This window comes from Pseudomonas sp. TE3786, from assembly GCF_054057335.1.
This window is the reverse complement of record NZ_JBSRZF010000023.1, coordinates 59,080-76,058: the sequence shown is the minus strand read 5'-3', so window position 1 is coordinate 76,058 and position 16,979 is coordinate 59,080. Positions and strand designations below refer to the sequence as shown.

Annotated in this window: 18 protein-coding genes; 12 read left to right on the top strand and 6 right to left on the bottom strand. The window is 61.8% G+C overall.

Features of this window, described 5'->3' with window-relative positions; all coding sequences use genetic code 11:
* The first annotated feature begins 287 nt into the window (after positions 1–287).
* Positions 288–1,280 carry an MBL fold metallo-hydrolase gene (locus ACVW0Y_RS20900; protein ID WP_457441018.1) on the top strand — a complete coding sequence of 331 codons (993 nt, stop codon included), beginning with the start codon at positions 288–290 and terminating at the stop codon, positions 1,278–1,280.
* Between the two features lie 94 nt (positions 1,281–1,374).
* On the top strand, positions 1,375–1,632 hold the full coding sequence (locus tag ACVW0Y_RS20895) for a YebG family protein (RefSeq protein WP_110616633.1): 258 nt from the start codon (positions 1,375–1,377) through the stop codon (positions 1,630–1,632).
* Between the two features lie 158 nt (positions 1,633–1,790).
* Here the strand turns inward: ACVW0Y_RS20895 and trxB are convergent, their stop codons facing one another.
* Complete coding sequence (trxB, locus tag ACVW0Y_RS20890) at positions 1,791–2,732, bottom strand: thioredoxin-disulfide reductase (protein WP_457441017.1); 942 nt, start codon at positions 2,730–2,732, stop codon at positions 1,791–1,793.
* A 269-nt stretch (positions 2,733–3,001) separates the two neighbouring features.
* Here trxB and cysZ point away from each other — a divergent pair, with 269 nt between their 5' ends.
* Together cysZ and ACVW0Y_RS20880 are read left to right on the top strand one after the other, a co-directional pair.
* Positions 3,002–3,757, top strand: coding sequence for a sulfate transporter CysZ (gene cysZ / locus ACVW0Y_RS20885; RefSeq protein WP_457441016.1), 756 nt, complete (start codon positions 3,002–3,004; stop codon positions 3,755–3,757).
* A gap of 39 nt (positions 3,758–3,796) precedes the next feature.
* Positions 3,797–4,960 carry a glycosyltransferase family 4 protein gene (locus tag ACVW0Y_RS20880; RefSeq protein ID WP_457441015.1) on the top strand — a complete coding sequence of 388 codons (1,164 nt, stop codon included), beginning with the start codon at positions 3,797–3,799 and terminating at the stop codon, positions 4,958–4,960.
* Between the two features lie 49 nt (positions 4,961–5,009).
* Here ACVW0Y_RS20880 and ACVW0Y_RS20875 read toward each other — a convergent pair whose 3' ends face one another.
* Together ACVW0Y_RS20875 and ACVW0Y_RS20870 are read right to left on the bottom strand one after the other, a co-directional pair.
* Complete coding sequence (locus ACVW0Y_RS20875; protein WP_457441014.1) at positions 5,010–5,297, bottom strand: PA4642 family protein; 288 nt, start codon at positions 5,295–5,297, stop codon at positions 5,010–5,012.
* Positions 5,298–5,359: 62 nt separating this feature from the next.
* The gene (locus tag ACVW0Y_RS20870) at positions 5,360–5,830 is read right to left on the bottom strand and encodes a hypothetical protein (protein WP_457441022.1); all 471 of its coding nucleotides are present in this window, start codon (positions 5,828–5,830) and stop codon (positions 5,360–5,362) included.
* Between the two features lie 229 nt (positions 5,831–6,059).
* Between ACVW0Y_RS20870 and ACVW0Y_RS20865 the strand changes: the two genes are divergently transcribed.
* From ACVW0Y_RS20865 to ACVW0Y_RS20840, 6 genes are all read left to right on the top strand, one after another.
* Positions 6,060–7,004: a 4-hydroxyproline epimerase gene (locus ACVW0Y_RS20865; RefSeq protein WP_457441013.1), complete on the top strand. Its 945-nt coding sequence runs from the start codon at positions 6,060–6,062 to the stop codon at positions 7,002–7,004.
* Complete coding sequence (locus ACVW0Y_RS20860) at positions 7,001–8,107, top strand: NAD(P)/FAD-dependent oxidoreductase (RefSeq protein WP_457441012.1); 1,107 nt, start codon at positions 7,001–7,003, stop codon at positions 8,105–8,107. Before ACVW0Y_RS20865 ends, ACVW0Y_RS20860 begins: the two co-directional genes overlap by 4 nt.
* Positions 8,104–8,349 (top strand): (2Fe-2S)-binding protein, encoded by a 246-nt coding sequence (locus ACVW0Y_RS20855; protein ID WP_457441011.1) that lies wholly within the window; start codon positions 8,104–8,106, stop codon positions 8,347–8,349. Before ACVW0Y_RS20860 ends, ACVW0Y_RS20855 begins: the two co-directional genes overlap by 4 nt.
* A complete protein-coding gene (locus ACVW0Y_RS20850; RefSeq protein WP_457441010.1) occupies positions 8,346–9,620 on the top strand; it encodes an FAD-dependent oxidoreductase in 1,275 nt (424 codons plus the stop codon). Before ACVW0Y_RS20855 ends, ACVW0Y_RS20850 begins: the two co-directional genes overlap by 4 nt.
* A 32-nt stretch (positions 9,621–9,652) precedes the next feature.
* A complete protein-coding gene (locus tag ACVW0Y_RS20845; protein WP_457441009.1) occupies positions 9,653–10,402 on the top strand; it encodes a helix-turn-helix domain-containing protein in 750 nt (249 codons plus the stop codon).
* A gap of 91 nt (positions 10,403–10,493) precedes the next feature.
* Positions 10,494–11,411: a dihydrodipicolinate synthase family protein gene (locus ACVW0Y_RS20840; RefSeq protein ID WP_457441008.1), complete on the top strand. Its 918-nt coding sequence runs from the start codon at positions 10,494–10,496 to the stop codon at positions 11,409–11,411.
* 185 nt (positions 11,412–11,596) lie between these two features.
* Here the strand turns inward: ACVW0Y_RS20840 and ACVW0Y_RS20835 are convergent, their stop codons facing one another.
* A complete protein-coding gene (locus ACVW0Y_RS20835) occupies positions 11,597–12,154 on the bottom strand; it encodes a hypoxanthine-guanine phosphoribosyltransferase (protein ID WP_457441007.1) in 558 nt (185 codons plus the stop codon).
* 263 nt (positions 12,155–12,417) lie between these two features.
* Between ACVW0Y_RS20835 and upp the strand changes: the two genes are divergently transcribed.
* On the top strand, positions 12,418–13,056 hold the full coding sequence (gene upp / locus ACVW0Y_RS20830; RefSeq protein ID WP_457441006.1) for a uracil phosphoribosyltransferase: 639 nt from the start codon (positions 12,418–12,420) through the stop codon (positions 13,054–13,056).
* 3 nt (positions 13,057–13,059) lie between these two features.
* A complete protein-coding gene (locus tag ACVW0Y_RS20825; RefSeq protein ID WP_457441005.1) occupies positions 13,060–14,334 on the top strand; it encodes a uracil-xanthine permease family protein in 1,275 nt (424 codons plus the stop codon).
* Between the two features lie 32 nt (positions 14,335–14,366).
* Here the strand turns inward: ACVW0Y_RS20825 and ACVW0Y_RS20820 are convergent, their stop codons facing one another.
* Both ACVW0Y_RS20820 and ACVW0Y_RS20815 read right to left on the bottom strand, forming a co-directional pair.
* Positions 14,367–15,653 carry a hypothetical protein gene (locus ACVW0Y_RS20820; RefSeq protein WP_457441004.1) on the bottom strand — a complete coding sequence of 429 codons (1,287 nt, stop codon included), beginning with the start codon at positions 15,651–15,653 and terminating at the stop codon, positions 14,367–14,369.
* Positions 15,654–15,873: 220 nt separating this feature from the next.
* Positions 15,874–16,899, bottom strand: a complete 1,026-nt coding sequence (locus tag ACVW0Y_RS20815) for a Leu/Phe/Val dehydrogenase (protein ID WP_457441003.1) — start codon at positions 16,897–16,899, stop codon at positions 15,874–15,876.
* Positions 16,900–16,979 lie beyond the last annotated feature (80 nt).

Below are 16,979 nucleotides of genomic sequence, written 5' to 3'. Positions count from 1 at the left end.
CTAAGGGTGTGCCCGGCTTTCAAAACCCTCCCCCGATGATCAGTCGGAGACTATCTCCTCTTTCGAGGAGGAGTCGAGATACAAGGGTGTGCTGTCGAGCCTACAGCGGCCAGATGACAAGCCGTTATGCAGATTAAAGGCCATGCACGAGCTGCGGAAACAGTCTGTCACAGCCCTTTCACCGGATTCTTTTTTACTAGACAGCCTGGGCGCTTCCCAGCGATAAACGTTGCCCGGCCCAAGCCCGTCTATCTTGGTTGGGGACAATTTTCGATGGGAGCTTCACGATGAAAAACCCACTGTGCTGCACGCACCAGGCCCTGTTGCTGATCATTCTGGCGCTGATGTGCGCGTTCAGCCTGATGCATCCAGGTCTCGCCATTGCCGCGCCAGTGGCCAAACAGAACACCCAGGTGCCCGGTTATTACCGCATGGCCTTGGGCGATTTCGAAGTGACGGCGCTGTATGACGGCGTCAACTTCATCAACAACAAACTGCTCAAGGGTGCCAGCGCCGAGGCCATTCAGAGTTCCCAGGCGCGGGCTTTCCTCGACTCGAGTAATGGCGTGCAGACGGCGGTCAACGCCTTTCTGATCAACACCGGCGAGCACCTGGTGCTGGTCGACAGCGGCGCCGGCAAATGCCTGACCGACAAGCTCGGCAACGTGCAACGGGATATCGAAGCCGCGGGCTACCGCCTGGAACAGGTCGACACCCTGCTGCTCACCCATATGCACCCCGACCATGCGTGCGGCGTGCTCGACAGCAAAGGCGAACGCGCCTTTCCCAACGCCACCTTGATGCTCAACAAGGCCGAAGCGGATTACTGGCTGAACCCGGAACTGTTGGCGAAAGCTCCGGCGGATAAACAGGCACGCCTGAAAATGATTGCCGCCAGCGCCGCGCCCTACAAGGCGGCGGGCAAACTGCAGTTGTTCACCGACGGCAGCGACATATTGCCAGGGGTCAAAGACCTCGCCCTGCACGGCCACACCCCGGGGCACAGTGGCTACCTGTTCACCTCCAAGGGGCAAAAGCTGCTGGTGTGGGGCGATGTGGTGCACAGCCACTCGATTCAGTTCGCCCATCCGCAGGTGGCGATCGATTTCGACAGTGACTCCAAACAGGCCATTGCCACCCGCAAACACATCCTCGCTGAAGCCACTGCCGAGAAGTTTCTGGTGGCCGGCGCGCACCTGCCCTTCCCTGGCATTGGCCATGTGCGTAAAAAAGGCACCGGTTTTGCCTGGGTGCCAGTGGAGTTTTCACCGCTGCCCTGATTTCAGCGCGTGACTGTTCAAGGCGGTGCGAGTGCTTTATGCTCGCCACCTGTATAAATACACAGTAATAGCTTGCTAGAAGGTGAGGTGATGAATGGCCGTCGAAGTGGTGTACCGCAGCAGTCGCGATCCGGAGCGCTTGTTCATGGATAAAGCCGAAGCCGATCGTTACGACAAGATGCTGGAGCTGGCCGAATCCTTGGCCGACGTATTGCAAAAAGCCGTGCCGTCGCTGAGCGAACAGCAGGTAGAGGAAATTGGTATCTACATGGCGAAGAATCGCGATGTATTTGCTAAAGCCTTTAAGAATCCAGAGGCGCTCAACGAATTGATCAGTCCTGAAGAAGCCTGATCGACGCGCTCTTAAAAAAGTAGTGGCCCTAATTCGGTCGAGGGTTTCGGGGCGAAGGCCAGGCAAGGCGCCCCGGAGCTTTGAAGCGCAGCGTACTCCAGTACGTGAGCATTAAAAGCGAGGACGCAACGCAGCATGGCCGAAGCCCCGGAAGCCGATTAATCCTCCAGATAACGTTCTGCGTCTAACGCCGCCATGCAGCCGGCACCGGCAGAAGTAATGGCTTGGCGATACACATGATCCGCCACGTCGCCGGCAGCAAACACCCCGGGAATGCTGGTGGCGGTGGCGTTGCCATCGCGGCCGCCATTGACCACCAGATAACCGTCCTTCAACGCCAGCTGACCTTCGAACAACGAGGTGTTCGGCGTATGGCCAATGGCGATAAACACGCCGTCAACCTTCAACTCTGAACTGCCGCCGTCGTTGTGCTGCAAGCGCACGCCAGTGACGCCCTTGTTGTCGCCCAACACGTCGCTCACCGAGGCATTGAGCTTGAGCTCGATCTTGCCTTCGGCCACCCGCGCATACAGCTTGTCGATCAGAATCTTCTCGGCGCGGAAGGTCTCGCGGCGGTGCACCAGGGTCACCTTGCTGGCGATATTGGCCAGGTACAGCGCCTCTTCCACGGCCGTGTTGCCGCCCCCCACCACCGCTACTTCACGGTTGCGGTAGAAGAAACCATCACAGGTGGCGCAGGCCGACACGCCCTGGCCCATAAACTGTTCTTCGGATGGCAGGCCCAGGTAACGGGCGCTGGCCCCAGTGGCGATGATCAGTGCATCGCAGGTGTAGGTCGCGCTGTCACCGGTCAGGGTGAAAGGTTTGCCGGCCAGGTCAACGGCATTGATATGGTCGAAGACAATCTCGGTTTCAAAGCGCTCGGCATGTTCCTGCATGCGCTGCATCAGCGCCGGGCCGGTCAGGCCGTGGACATCGCCCGGCCAGTTATCCACCTCGGTGGTGGTGGTCAGTTGCCCACCGGCCTGCATGCCCGTGATCAGCAGCGGCTTGAGGTTGGCCCGCGCGGCATATACCGCTGCCGAGTAACCGGCAGGGCCGGAGCCGAGAATGATCACCCGAGCGTGACGAACAGACATTGACCGCCTCCTCCGGCGCAAGCCGGCAAATAAAAGAGGACGCCCCGAGCACTTGGGGAAGGCTTTATAGAGTGGGCGTCCGGTAAACACTGCCCGCACTGCGGACTGGATGGCGGCAAGGTTACGCAGACCATTCCTGCGTCGGAAGTGTCGAATTCTTATGCCGTCGATAGCCCGGCGCTATCCGCTAGAAATCCCGCAACAGACGCACGCTTTCGATCTGCCGCCGAAGCGTTTATGGTCGGCCCGTCCCATCTAAGGAATCACCCATGCCCGCTCCCGTCCTCTCCGGCCCGCAATACCTGCGCGAAGGCCTGAAACTGGTACTCAGCCCCGGCCTGCGCCTGTTCGTGCTGCTGCCGCTGGCCATCAACCTGATCCTGTTTATCGGCCTGATCGGCTTTGCCGTGCAGGAGTTCAACGGTTGGCTGCATGCGCTGATGCCCAACCCGGATGGTTGGCTGAGCTTTCTCAGCTGGATTCTCTGGCCAATATTCTTCGTGCTGATTCTGCTGATGGTGTTTTTCACCTTCACCACCCTGGCCAATATCATTGCCGCGCCGTTCAACGGCTTTCTCGCGGAAAAAGTCGAAGTGGTGGTGCGCGGCGAAGATACCCTCCCGCCCTTCCGCTGGAGCGAGCTGGTGGCCATGGTGCCGCGCACCCTGGGCCGCGAACTGCGCAAGCTGGGCTACTTTCTGCCACGCGCCATCGGCCTGTTTGTCCTCTCGTTTATCCCCGGCCTGAATATCATCGCCGCGCCGCTGTGGGTGCTTTTCGGCATCTGGATGATGTGCGTGCAGTACATCGACTACCCGGCGGACAACAACAAACTGGGCTGGAACGAGATGCTCGCCTGGCTGCGCGAGAAGCGCTGGCAGAGCCTCGGCTTTGGTGGCTCGGTGTATCTGGCGTTGCTGATCCCCGGCGTCAACGTGGTGATGATGCCGGCAGCAGTGGCCGGTGCGACCTTGTTCTGGGTGCGTGAGCGCAGCGAACCTACTGTCACAACAGTGCAACGCTAACGTCATATGGCTTAAACGACGCCCGTCGACACTGGTGTCATGAGCCAATCCCCCCTGCATATCGCCCTGATCAGCGAAACCTTTCCACCGGAAATCAACGGCGTCGCCAATACCCTGGGGCGCCTGTGCGCAGGGTTGCGGGAGCGCGGTCATCGGTTGCAGTTGGTGCGCCCGCGGCAAAACGCCGATGACGGGCAGAAAAGTACCGATGAGCTGCTGCTGACCCGCGGTTGGCCGCTACCGGGTTACCCCGGCTTGCAGTGGGGCCAGGCGTCCATGCACAAGCTGTTGCGACGCTGGAAACGGCAGCGCCCCGATGTGCTGTATATCGCCACCGAAGGGCCGTTGGGGCTTTCCGCCCTGCGCGCTGCCAGGCGTTTGCAGATTCCGGTGATCAGCGGGTTCCACACCAACTTCCAGCAATACAGCCGCCATTACGGCCTCGGCCTGCTCACCCGTGTGCTGACCAACTACCTGCGCTGGTTCCATAACCGCTCGCAGCTCACCTTGGTGCCCAGTTCCAGCCAGAGCCTGGAGTTGCAGCGCCGCAGTTTCGAACGTGTGCATCTGCTGGCGCGCGGCGTGGACAGCCAGCTGTTCCACCCCGCCAAGCGCAGCGCCGAGCTGCGCAGTCAGTGGGGGCTGGAGGATGACGAGCTGGCTGTGGTGCATGTCGGGCGCATTGCGGCAGAAAAGAACCTGACCCTGCTGGTGCGCAGCTTTCGCGCCCTGCAACAACGTTATCCACAGCGCCGCCTGAAGCTGGTGATGGTCGGCGACGGGCCGCAACGCCCGGTCTTGCAGAAAGAGCTGCCGGACGCTGTGTTCTGCGGCATGCAACGGGATCAGGCGCTCGCCGCCCACTACGCCAGCGCCGACCTGTTTCTGTTTCCCAGCCTCTCGGAAACCTTCGGCAATGTGCTGCTGGAAGCCCTCGCCTCGGGGCTCGCGGTGGTCGCCTATGACCAGGCTGCGGCCGGCCAACATATTCGCCATGGGCACAACGGCGCTCTGGCCATGCCGGGGGATGAAACAGCCTTTATCGACAGCGCCTGCTGGCTGCTGGAAGACCCGGAAACCCTGCGCCGGGTACGCCTGAATGCGCGGCAGCACGCCAGTCGTCAGGGCTGGCCGGCGATTGTTCAGCAGTTTGAAGCCTACCTGCGCAGCGCCGGCACCATCGCCATGACGCCAACCCGGTAGCCCATAAAAAAACCCGCACTAGGCGGGCTCTTTGTTGACCATCTGCGGCTTAACCACGGGCAGCCTTGATGGCCTCGATATAGGGCTCAGCCAAACGCTGATCCTGAATCAGGGCGACAAAATCATGGCCCTTGGCATCGACAGCATTCAGGTCGAAGCCGGCTTCCACGAAGAAAGCGAGGAAGCGTTCGAAATCATCGATACGCAGGCCACGATAAGCCTTGACCAGTTTGTGCAGCGACGGCGGGGTGTCATCGGCCGGTTCCACCGTGAGGAACAGCTTGATCGGCTCGTCACCAATCTCTTCGCCAATCACCTGTTTCTTGTCTTTACGCATGATGTATTTCTCTTAACGGGAAAGCGCCGGGCCGGCAGTTTACTCCGCGCCGGGGCCGGGGCTCAACGCGCGCGCTGCGTAGCGCTGTGCAGGTCGGCCCAGACATGGCCGTTGGGGTAGCTGAGGAACTGCACGTAGACGGTGCCGTTTCTGAGCAGATCGAGCAGCACGCGGTACTGCGCCAAGGGGTAATTGAGGTTGAGGGTTTTGCTCGCCTCATCAAAGCTCGGCCGTTTGAGGCTTTTGCCTTCGGACTCGAATCGCACCAGCACCCGGGTGGCCGCCGCGCCCTTGCTTACACCTTTGGTTTTCAACAGTAACCAGGTGGGCGAGGTGATAGGAATGGGCTGCTGGTTGGATTCGCGTTGGCTACCCACCACCACCGAATATTCGGTGACTTGCAGCACTTGCTGCTGCTCGGGCGCTTCCTGGCGCAGGTTCTGCTCATCCGGGGGCAGGTATTGTTCGTGGGGCAAGGCGGCAAAGGCCAGGGAAGAACCCGCGAGTAGCAGAGCCAAAAGGGAAACACGCAACACGTTCACGTCCTCGCAGAAAATCAGCGCGCCACCTTAGCACGCAGAACCGCCAAGAGCATCGCGGCTGAAGCCGCTCCTCCAGACCGCACAAAACCCGGAGGAACGGCTTCAGCCGCAATGCTTTTCCTGTGCCGATTTCGTCACCTGGGCAGGGCAAAACCATCAAGCCGGCAACCACCCGAAAGGCTCAGTCTTACGGTTACTTCCAGGGCTTCGAGGACGTTCCATGCGCCGCATCCAGATTATCGACAGCCACACCGGCGGCGAGCCGACCCGCCTGGTGATCGATGGTTTCCCCGACCTCGGCAGTGGCAGCATGGCCGAGCGCCGTGCCGTGCTGGCCGAGCGCTTCGACGCCTACCGCGCCGCCACCGTGTTGGAACCACGCGGCAGCGATGTGCTGGTCGGCGCCCTGCTCTGCGCCCCGGTAGACCCCAGCGCCTGTGCCGGGGTGATCTTCTTCAATAACAGCGGCTACCTCGGCATGTGTGGCCACGGCACCATCGGCCTGGTGATCTCGCTGGCCCATATGGGCCGCATCGGGCCGGGCACGCACCGCATCGAAACACCGGTGGGCACCGTCGAGGCCACCCTGCACGACGATCACTCGGTGAGCGTACGCAACGTGCCAGCCTACCGTTATCGCTCGGCCGTTACCGTGGAAGTGCCGGGCTATGGCGCGGTAACCGGTGATATCGCCTGGGGCGGCAACTGGTTTTTCCTGATCAGCCAGCATGGCCAGCGCATCGACGGCAGCAATCTGGATGCCCTCACCGCCTACACCGTTGCCATCAGCGCGGCCCTGCAAGCCCAAGGCATTTACGGCGCAGACGGCGGCGTGATCGACCATATCGAGCTGTTTGCCGACGACGCCAACGCCGACAGCCGCAACTTCGTACTCTGCCCCGGCAAGGCTTACGACCGCTCCCCCTGCGGCACCGGCACCAGCGCCAAACTGGCCTGCCTGGCCGCCGACGGCAAACTCGAACCCGGCGAGATCTGGCGCCAGGCCAGTGTGATCGGCAGCCAGTTCGAGGGGAGCTACAGCTGGCTCAACGACGGCGAACCGGGCCGGGTGATCCCCACCATTCGTGGCCGCGCCCACCTCAGCGCCGAGGCCACCCTGCTGCTGGAAGACGACGATCCGTTCGCCTGGGGCATCCGTCTGTGAATGCCGATGTGATCATCGTCGGTGCCGGCATTATCGGTGCCAGCTGCGCCCATGCCTTTGCCGAGCGCGGTCTCGATGTACTGCTGCTGGATGACCAACGCGGCGGTGCCACGGCGGCTGGCATGGGTCATCTGGTGGTGATGGATGACAACCCGGCCGAGCTCGCCCTCAGCCAGTATTCCCTGAGCCTGTGGCGCCAGCTGACGCCGCAGCTGGCCGACGACTGCGCCTACCGCAATTGCGGCACCCTGTGGCTGGCGGCCAACGATGCAGAGCTGGCGGTGGCCGAACAGAAGCGCGCGTTGCTCGAAGGCGAAGGCCTGGACTGTCGCCTGCTCACCGCCAGCGCCGTGCAGCAGGCCGAACCGATGCTGCGCCCAGGCCTGGCGGGAGGGCTGTATGTCAGCGGCGATGGCATTGTCTATGCGCCGAATGTGCTGCGCTGGCTGTTGGCGCAGCACCCCGCACGTATCCGCCAACAAAGCGCGCGCGCCGTGGAGGTCGCCGGCAATCGCCTGCGCCTGGACAGCGGCGAATGGCTGAGCGCCGAGGTAGTGGTTATGGCTACCGGCAGCGCCCGTGAGCTATGCCCGGAACTGCCGATCCGGGCAAAAAAAGGCCATCTGCTGATTACCGACCGCTACCCCGCCGGCATCCGCCATCAACTGGTGGAGCTGGGCTATGTCAGCAGCGCCCATAGCAGCTCCGGCACCTCGGTGGCATTCAATGCCCAGCCACGGCCGACCGGCCAAATCCTCATCGGCTCGTCGCGCCAGTTCGACAGTCTCGACCCTGCGGTAGAACTCGATGTACTCGCGCGCATGCTGCAGCGGGCCATCGACTATCTGCCTGGCCTGGCGCAGATGAACGCCATCCGCAGCTGGACCGGCTTTCGCGCCGCCACCCCGGATAGCCTGCCTCTGCTCGGCCCCCACCCGACTCAACCTGGCTTGTGGCTAGCCCTCGGCCACGAAGGCCTGGGCGTGACCACCGCCCCGGCCAGCGCGCAGTTACTGGCCAACCTGGTGTGCAACCAGGCCTGCGCCATCGACCCGACGCCCTATTCGCCACAGCGTTTTGCCCTGGCGGAGCAACCGGCATGACTACTTCCATCGCCCTGCATATCAACGGCAAGCCCCTCAGCGTCGCCCCCGGCACCAGCGTGGCCGCCGCGCTGTACCTGGCCGGTGATGGCAGCAGCCGTACCTCGGTAAGCGGTCAGCGCCGTGCGCCGCTATGCGGCATGGGCATCTGCCAGGAATGCCGGGTGACTATCGACGGCCAGCGTCGTCTGGCCTGTCAGACCCCGTGCAGCGCGGGCATGCAGGTGGAGACCCAGCCATGAAGCGCGATGTCGATCTGCTGATTATTGGCGCCGGCCCCGCGGGCATGGCGGCGGCCGTGGCGGCCAGCGCCAGTGGCCAGCGCATCGCCCTGCTGGATGACAACCCGGCCAGCGGCGGGCAGATCTGGCGCGCCGGCGTCAACGCACCGGTACCACCGGCCAGGGAACAACTGCATGCGCGCCTGGCCGCTGCCAGCAACGTCGAGCTGTTCACCGGTACCCGCGTGATTGCCCACACCGGCAGCCATGAACTGCTGCTGGAAAACGCCTTGCACAGCTGGCGCATCGGTTATGCCCAGGTGATTTTCTGCACCGGTGCCCGCGAGGTACTGCTGCCCTTCCCCGGCTGGACGCTGCCCGGCGTCACCGGGGCCGGCGGTCTGCAGGCGCTGCTCAAAGGCGGCGTGCCGGTGCGCGGCGAGCGTCTGGTGATTGCCGGCAGCGGGCCGTTGCTGCTGGCCAGTGCGGCCACCGCCAAAGCGGCCGGCGCGACGCTGGCCTATATCGCAGAACAGGCCTCGGCGTTGGCCCTGGCTGCCTTTGCTGCGCAGTTGCCGCGCTGGCCGAGCAAACTGAAGCAGGCCGTGCAGCTGTTCGACCACCACTACCACAGCAATAGTCAGGTGCTGGAAGTGCTGGGTGAAGGCCGCGTGCAGGCGGTGCGTATCCGCCAGGGCCGCACACAGCGGGAAATCCCCTGCGACCGAGTAGCCTGCGGCTTTGGTCTACGGGCCAATACCGAACTGGCGCAGACCTTGGGCTGCACCGTCAGTGCCCAGGCCATTGCGGTGGATAACCTGCAGCGCACCAACCTGGCCGGCCACTTCGCCGCCGGCGAATGCACTGGCATTGGCGGCAATGAGCTGGCCCAGGTGGAGGGTGCCATCGCCGGTTTCAGCGCCGTGGGCATGTTCGACCAGGCCCAGGCGCTGTTCGCCCGACGCGCCCATTGGCAGCGCTTCGCCGACTTGCTCAAGCGCCACTTCGCCCTCAGCCCCGAACTGAAAAAACTGCCGGCCGCCGACACCCTGTTGTGCCGCTGTGAAGACGTCGCTTTTGGTGCCGTCGCCCAGTACCGCAACTGGCAGCAGGCCAAGCTGCACAGCCGCTGCGGCATGGGTGCCTGCCAGGGTCGGGTGTGTGGCAGCGCCGCTGAATTTCTGCTCGATTGGCCCACCCCGATGCTACGCACACCCTTTGTGCCGGCACGCCTCGACAGCCTGCTGGCGGCGGCGGTGCTTCCCAGCGCAACGCAGCCAGTCGTAGAGTAGGCCCGCCGCCATGACCGGAGTTGCCCTCAGCCATGTTTCCCGCCTTGCTGCCCACACCCCGGGATTTGCCCGATCTGCTCGGCAGCCTGACACAGATCGCACCGCTGCTGGACGCCATGCCCGGGGTGGTGTTTTTCCTCAAGGATATGCAGGCCCGCTACGTGCTGGCCAACCAGACCCTGGCGCAACGCTGTGGTCTGCGCGACAAGGACGAGTTGCTGGGCAAGACCGCCGCCGAGGTGTTCCCGGCGCGTTTTGGTTCGCTGTATACCGAGCAGGATCTGCAGGTGATGAGCGGCGGCAACCCGCTCAGCGACCAGCTGGAACTGCATCTCTACCCCGGCCGCGAACCGGGCTGGTGTCTGACCCACAAACTGGCGCTGCGCGATCTGCACGGGGCGATCATCGGCATGGCGGGGATCTCCTACGATCTGCTGGCACCACAGTCCAGCCACCCCGCGTACCAGAAGCTGGCCAGCGTCGATGCCCATATCCGCCAGCACTATGCCCAGCCCATCAGCCTCAGCGACCTGACCCGGATTGCCGGGCTGTCGGTGGCGCAACTGGAGCGCCACTGCAAACGCATCTTCCAGCTCACCCCGCGGCAGATGATTCACAAAGCCCGCCTGGGTGCCGCCTCGCAGTTGCTGGCCGGCGATCTGCCGATCACCGAGATCGCCCTGCACTGCGGCTACACCGATCACAGCGCCTTCAGCCGCCAGTTCAAAGCCCTGACCGGGCTGTCGCCGACGCGCTATCGCGACAGTCTCGTCGCCCTCTAACCGACGTTACCCACAGGGTGCACGGGCGTTTTTCCCGCGCAGCCGTGTGCCCGCCATTGACCTTTATCCACAGCCAATCCTGGAGTCGAGCATGAGCAGCAAACCTAGCTGGAGTGGGGTGTTCCCCGCCGTTACCACGCAATTTCGGTCCGACTTCTCGGTGGACCTGGATGCCACCCACGCCGTCATCAGCGGTCTGGTGCGCGATGGCGTATCGGGGCTGGTGATCTGCGGCACGGTGGGGGAGAACACCTCGCTGAGCGTCGAGGAAAAAATCAGCCTGGTGGAAGTCGCCAAAGACGCTGCGGCCGGTCGTGTGCCGGTGATCTCTGGCGTCGCCGAATTCACCAGCCTGAATGCCAGCAAAGTGGCCAAGGAAGTGCAGCGCGTAGGTGCCGACGGCATCATGCTGATGCCGGCGCTGGTGTACTCCTCCAAGCCATTCGAAACCGCCGCGCACTTTCGCAGCGTGGCCGCCAGCATCGATCTGCCGGTGATGGTCTACAACAACCCGCCGATCTACAAAAACGACGTGACGCCGGACATCCTGATTTCCCTGGCCGACTGCGACAACATCGTCTGCTTCAAGGATTCCTCCGGCGACACCCGCCGCTTTATCGATGTGCGCAACGAAGTGGGCGACCGTTTCGTACTGTTCGCCGGTCTCGATGATGTGGTGCTGGAAAGCATTGCCGTGGGCGCGGTGGGCTGGGTGTCAGGGATGTCCAACGCCTTCCCGAAAGAAGGCGAAACCCTGTTTCGCCTGGCCAAGGCCGGCCGTTTTGCCGAAGCCATGCCGTTGTACGAGTGGTTTATGCCCCTGCTGCACCTCGATGCCCGCCCGGACCTGGTGCAGTGCATCAAACTTTGCGAGCAGATCATGCAACGCGGCAGCGCACTGACCCGCCCACCGCGCCTGGCGTTGCCCGACTGCGATCGGTTGTTTGTCGAAGGCGTGATGGAAAAGGCGCTGGCCAAGCGGCCGGTGTTGCTGGATGTAGGGTTGTAAAAGCATCGCGGCCAAAGCCGCTCCTACAGACTGTGTGGTCCCGTAGGAGCGGCTTCAGCCGCGAGCTTTTGATCATGAAACCTACAAGGCAAAAAGCCCTGCTGAAAGCGCAGTTGGCTGTAGCCAATGAGCATTTCAGCAGGGCTTTCTAACGCCGGAGGGCCGACGCGCCGCCGTTCGGGTTTTTACATCCCTTTTACGGCGTAGATCCCCGGCGCATTGCGCCAGTAGCCTTTGTAGTCCATGCCGTAACCAAACACATAACGGTCTACACAGGGCATACCCACGTAGTCAGCCTTCAGGTCCGGCCGCGCTTTGCGGTCGTGGGTCTTGTCCACCAGTACGGCGATGCGCACGTTGCGGGCACCGGAGTGGCGGCAGAAGTCGATGATCGCGCCGAGGGTGTGACCTTCGTCGAGGATGTCGTCGATGATCAGCACGTCGCGGTCAATAAAGGAGATTTCCGGTTTGGCTTTCCAGAACAGCTCGCCGCCGCTGGTTTCATTGCGGTAGCGGGTGGCGTGCAGGTAGGAGAGTTCCAGGGGGAAGTCGAGCTTGGGCAGCAGCTTGCCGGAGAAGATCAGGCCGCCGTTCATGACGCAGAACACCACTGGATTGCTTTCGGCCATTTCGCTGTTGATGGCGGCCGCCATGGTGTCGATGGCCACTTCGACCTCGGCATTGCTGTACAGGCAATCGGCTTCGGCCATTATTTGGCGAATATGGACGAGATCGACGGACATGGGCTATTCCTCACGGGGTTTAGTGCGCTGATCAAAACCTGATCATGGCGTCAAAATAAAAGTCGGCAAAGGTACGCATCCCCTTGCCATGGGGCAAGCCCCGTCGGTCACGTGTCGCCGATGATACGCGGCGTATCTGCTTGCGACATTTCCTGTGCTGGCGGACAGGAAATGTTGTGGACCACACGGTCACCGCGCCACTTGGCATATCGAATGCTTTACTCTTGTCACAATTTTTTGCCAGCCAGTTTCGGAGCTTACCCATGCCCATCCGTGAAATCCGCCACCCACTGATCCGCCACAAGCTAGGTCTGATGCGTCGCGCCGATATCAGTACAAAAAACTTCCGCGAACTGGCACAGGAGGTGGGCGCTCTGCTCACTTACGAAGCAACCCAGGACCTGCCGCTGGAAAGCTACGCTATCGAGGGTTGGTGTGGCACCGTCCAGGTGGAAAAAATCGCTGGCAAGAAGATCACCATAGTTCCAATTCTGCGCGCCGGCATCGGCATGCTCGAAGGCGTGCTCAGTCTGATTCCGGGTGCCAAGGTCAGCGCCGTGGGCGTGGCCCGTAACGAACAAACCCTGCAAGCGCACACCTACCTGGAAAAACTGGTGCCGGAAATCGATGAGCGCCTGGCGCTGATCATCGACCCGATGCTGGCTACCGGTGGCTCGATGGTCGCCACCATCGACCTGTTGAAAAAAGCCGGCTGCAAGGATATTCGCGCCATGGTGCTGGTGGCCGCGCCGGAAGGCATCAAGGCGGTGCAGGACGCCCATCCCGAAGTCACGATCTTCACCGCTTCCATCGATGAAAAGCTCAACGAACACGGTTACATCATTCCCGGGCTTGGCGATGCCGGCGACAAGATCTTCGGCACCAAGCAAAAGGACGCGTAACCCATGCAGGACGAATTCAACGATCCACTCTGGCGCACCGTGCTATCGGGTGCGCAAATGCTCTTCGTGGCCTTTGGCGCGCTGGTGCTGATGCCGCTGATTACCGGTCTGGACCCCAACGTGGCGCTGTTCACCGCGGGCCTTGGCACCCTTCTGTTCCAGGTGGTGACGGGCCGTCAGGTACCGGTATTCCTCGCCTCGAGCTTTGCCTTTATCACCCCGATCATTCTCGCCAAAGGCCAGTTCGGCCTCGCCGCGACCATGGGCGGCATCGTCGCTGCCGGCTTTGTGTACACCTTCCTCGGCCTGGCCGTGAAGATCAAAGGCACCGGCTTTATCGACCGGATGCTGCCGCCCGTGGTGATCGGCCCGGTGGTGATCTCCATCGGCCTGGCCATGGCTCCCATCGCTGCCAATATGGCGATGGGCAAGGCCGGTGACGGTACCGAGCTGATCCCGTACAAAACCGCCATGCTGATTTCCATGCCGGCCCTGCTCACCACCCTGATCGTGGCAGTGTTCGGCAAAGGTATCTTTCGCCTGGTGCCGATTATTTCCGGGGTGCTGGTGGGCTTTGCCCTGGCGTTCTACTTCGGGGTGGTCGATACCGCCAAGATTGCCGCCGCGCCTTGGCTGGAACTGCCAAAATTCACCGCGCCGGAATTCAACTGGCAGGCGATCCTGTTTATCGTGCCGGTAGCCCTGGCACCCGCCATCGAGCATATCGGTGGGGTGATTGCAGTGGGCAGCGTGACCGGTCGCGACTACCTGAAAAAGCCCGGCCTGCACCGCACCCTGCTGGGTGACGGCATCGCCACCTCGGTTGCCGGCCTGTTCGGTGGCCCGCCCAACACCACCTACGCCGAAGTCACCGGCGCGGTGATGCTGACCAAAAACTACAACCCGAAAATCATGACCTGGGCGGCAGTCTTCGCCATCGTCCTGGCCTTTATCGGCAAGTTCGGTGCCCTGCTGCAAAGCATTCCGGTACCGGTCATGGGCGGCATTCTGTGCCTGCTGTTCGGCTCCATTGCGGCGGTGGGCATGAACACCCTGATCCGCCACAAGGTCGACCTCAGCGAAGCGCGCAACCTGGTGATCGTTTCCGTGACCTTGGTGTTCGGCATCGGCGGCGTACTGGTCGGCACCGGCACAGGCCCCGACGACGTCGGCCTGAAAGGCATCGCCCTGTGCGCCATCGTCGCCATCGCCCTCAACTTGCTGCTGCCGGGTAACGACAGCTGGAAGCACAAGACTGACGGCGAGATTGATATCTAACGCGTACCACGCGGCGAGTAACCCGAATGGGGTTATTCGCCGCGCTGTTTCTGCCCCTTGGTTTTCATACCGTAGCGAATATCGGCAATGACTATTTCCCGGTGTTCCGGCATCACGCTGGAGATCATCACGGTGGCGTCGGCTTGCTTGATTACCCTATAAGCCTGCGTCCCCAATAAGGTACTTTGCCTGGCCAACAGCAAGGACGGGGCAAAGGGTGAAGTTCTCCACTCCGGCACTCCGTAATATTCAATATCCCCACCTGCGGTAACTTTCATCCCCAGGGTCCACCAACTACCGACTGCATTGGTCGAAGTTACGCCTGGAATCAAGTAGTCGCCAATAACCGTACGAATTGACACGCCATCTGGGTTCAACCAGATTCCTGGCCAGCGCCGTCTCTCAGTGCCGAGATAACAATGCACAAGCGGCATTCTCAAAGAAGTGGTATTGCCCTTGGGTAAGTAAACATGAATGACCACCACGGGCTCATCGGCGGCTACCCACTTCCTTTTTCCGTACATATAAAGATCGTCTTGAAGCTCGTTGTCGGCCGCACCGTACAACGGCAACAAGCTATCGCGTGCGTTGCCAGGCAATTGATACCAATTGGCGTCGCGCTCTAGGGACAATATGGCGAGGCCCTTGTGGCCACCCTGTTCGCCGAGTTTTATCGACTCCGGCGCGCCCCGCTGATTACCGGTCAGACCAAACCCCTGACCGAACCAACCTTTATCGAATTTGAATTCCGCGCGGGCCCAGCTCGGGCTTGAATAGTCCCGTTCGTCAACCATCACCCGTGCCAGGCTGCACCAATCTGCAGGGGCATTCGGATCGTTCGCCACAGAATGACCTGCGCGGCAGACCACCGGCTTTATCGGCTTTTCCGGGCTGGCGGAAGCCAAGCGGTTGTCCCAGGCACAATGCTCGCCGTCATTGGAGGCACAGATCAGATCGCCTTGGGGGTTTTCACTTAGAAAGGTGTTGAAGCCGAAGTAGTCGCCACGTTTCCAGGTCGCGTAGTAATCACCGAACACTTGATTGCACCAGTGCTCCGAGGACTCATAGCCGGAAATGCCATAAATCCGCTTATGGTTCGCACCACAGGACAATGAAGCGGCTGTTGCAGGGGGGATAACATCCGGACTTTCCCAATGACAGCTTTGCCCTGCATCGATGCTGTAGCAGGAAACATCACCCTTATTATCCAGACGAACATAGGTGGCATAGGGGGGAGCGTTCCATCTTATCCAGGGGGTTGTCGCACTGGCCACTGACGGCAATACAAGCAAAAGCGAATAAAGCGCTGCCTTGTTCATGTTCCACCTCAAATTTACTGCGTTAATTTGAAGAGCACATAAACAGACTAAGTAACGGCATCAACTTGGTTCAACCCACTGTAACTGTATTAACCGTGCGAATGCTCTTGGCAAACGCGCACTGCATTCCCGTTGCCTACGCCAGGTTCATTACTGAAATTACTTTCCGTCGACGGCGAGCCCACTGTTTGCAGCGGCTGGATATGCAGTGCCATTCCAGCTAACGACTGCCGTACAAAATCCTCTCGGCCAGATCATCCGCCACCCGCGACGGTGAACGTTTGTCCGCCTGGGCGTGGCCGTAGATTTCGGTGAGGCGTCGATCGATCTGCGTCAAGTGCGCGGTAATCGCCGGCAACTCTTCGCCGCGATGCTTGAGGGCAACATAGATCAGGCCGCCGGAGTTGATCACATAGTCCGGCGCGTAGAGGATGCCGCGCGTTTCCAGATCGTCCGCTACCGCCGGGCTGAGCAGTTGATTGTTGGCCGCACCAGCCACCGCCGAACAACGCAGCTTGGCCACGCTCTGGGCATTCAATACACCGCCCAGGCCACAGGGGGCGAGGATGTCACAGGGGGTGCAGAGCAACGCTTCGTTGGCCACCGGCCGCGCGTTCAATTGCTCCACGGCCAGCTGCACGCGGCCGGGGTCGAGGTCGCTGACCAGCAGTTCAGCGCCCGCCGCATGCAGTTGCTCGGCCAGCGCAAAGCCGACATTGCCCAGGCCCTGAATCGCCACCCGCAAGCCTTCCAGATCATCGCTGCCCAAACGCGCCTGGGCGGTGGCACGGATACCGGCGAATACGCCCATGGCAGTGTGGGGCGAGGGATCGCCGGCGCTGGTGGTGCTGGTCACATGGCTGGTGTACTGCGCGACGCAGTCCATATCGGCACTCAGGGTGCCGCTGTCGACGGCGGTGATGTACTGCCCACCCAGGCTGTCGATGGCGCGGCCAAAGGCTTCGAACAGCGCGGCGCGATCATCCACACCCGGCGGGCGCAGAATCACTGCCTTGCCGCCACCCTGGGCGAGCCCGGCCAGCGCCGCCTTGTAGCTCATGCCCTGGGCCAGGCGCACGGCGTCCTCGATGGCGCTGTTTTCGTCCGGGTAGCTGAGGTAGCGACAACCACCCAGGGCCGGGCCCAGGCGGCTGTTGTGGATAACAATGACGGCCCGCAGCCCGGTGGCAGAATCATTAAAACAATGCAGGGCCTCGACACGTGCCGCTTCCAGTAAAGCGAACATGCGGTGACTCCTTGTTGTTGTAATTCCCAGCAGTGTAGTTGGCCCCCACCAAAACCAACCGACCCACCGGGCATAAGCAT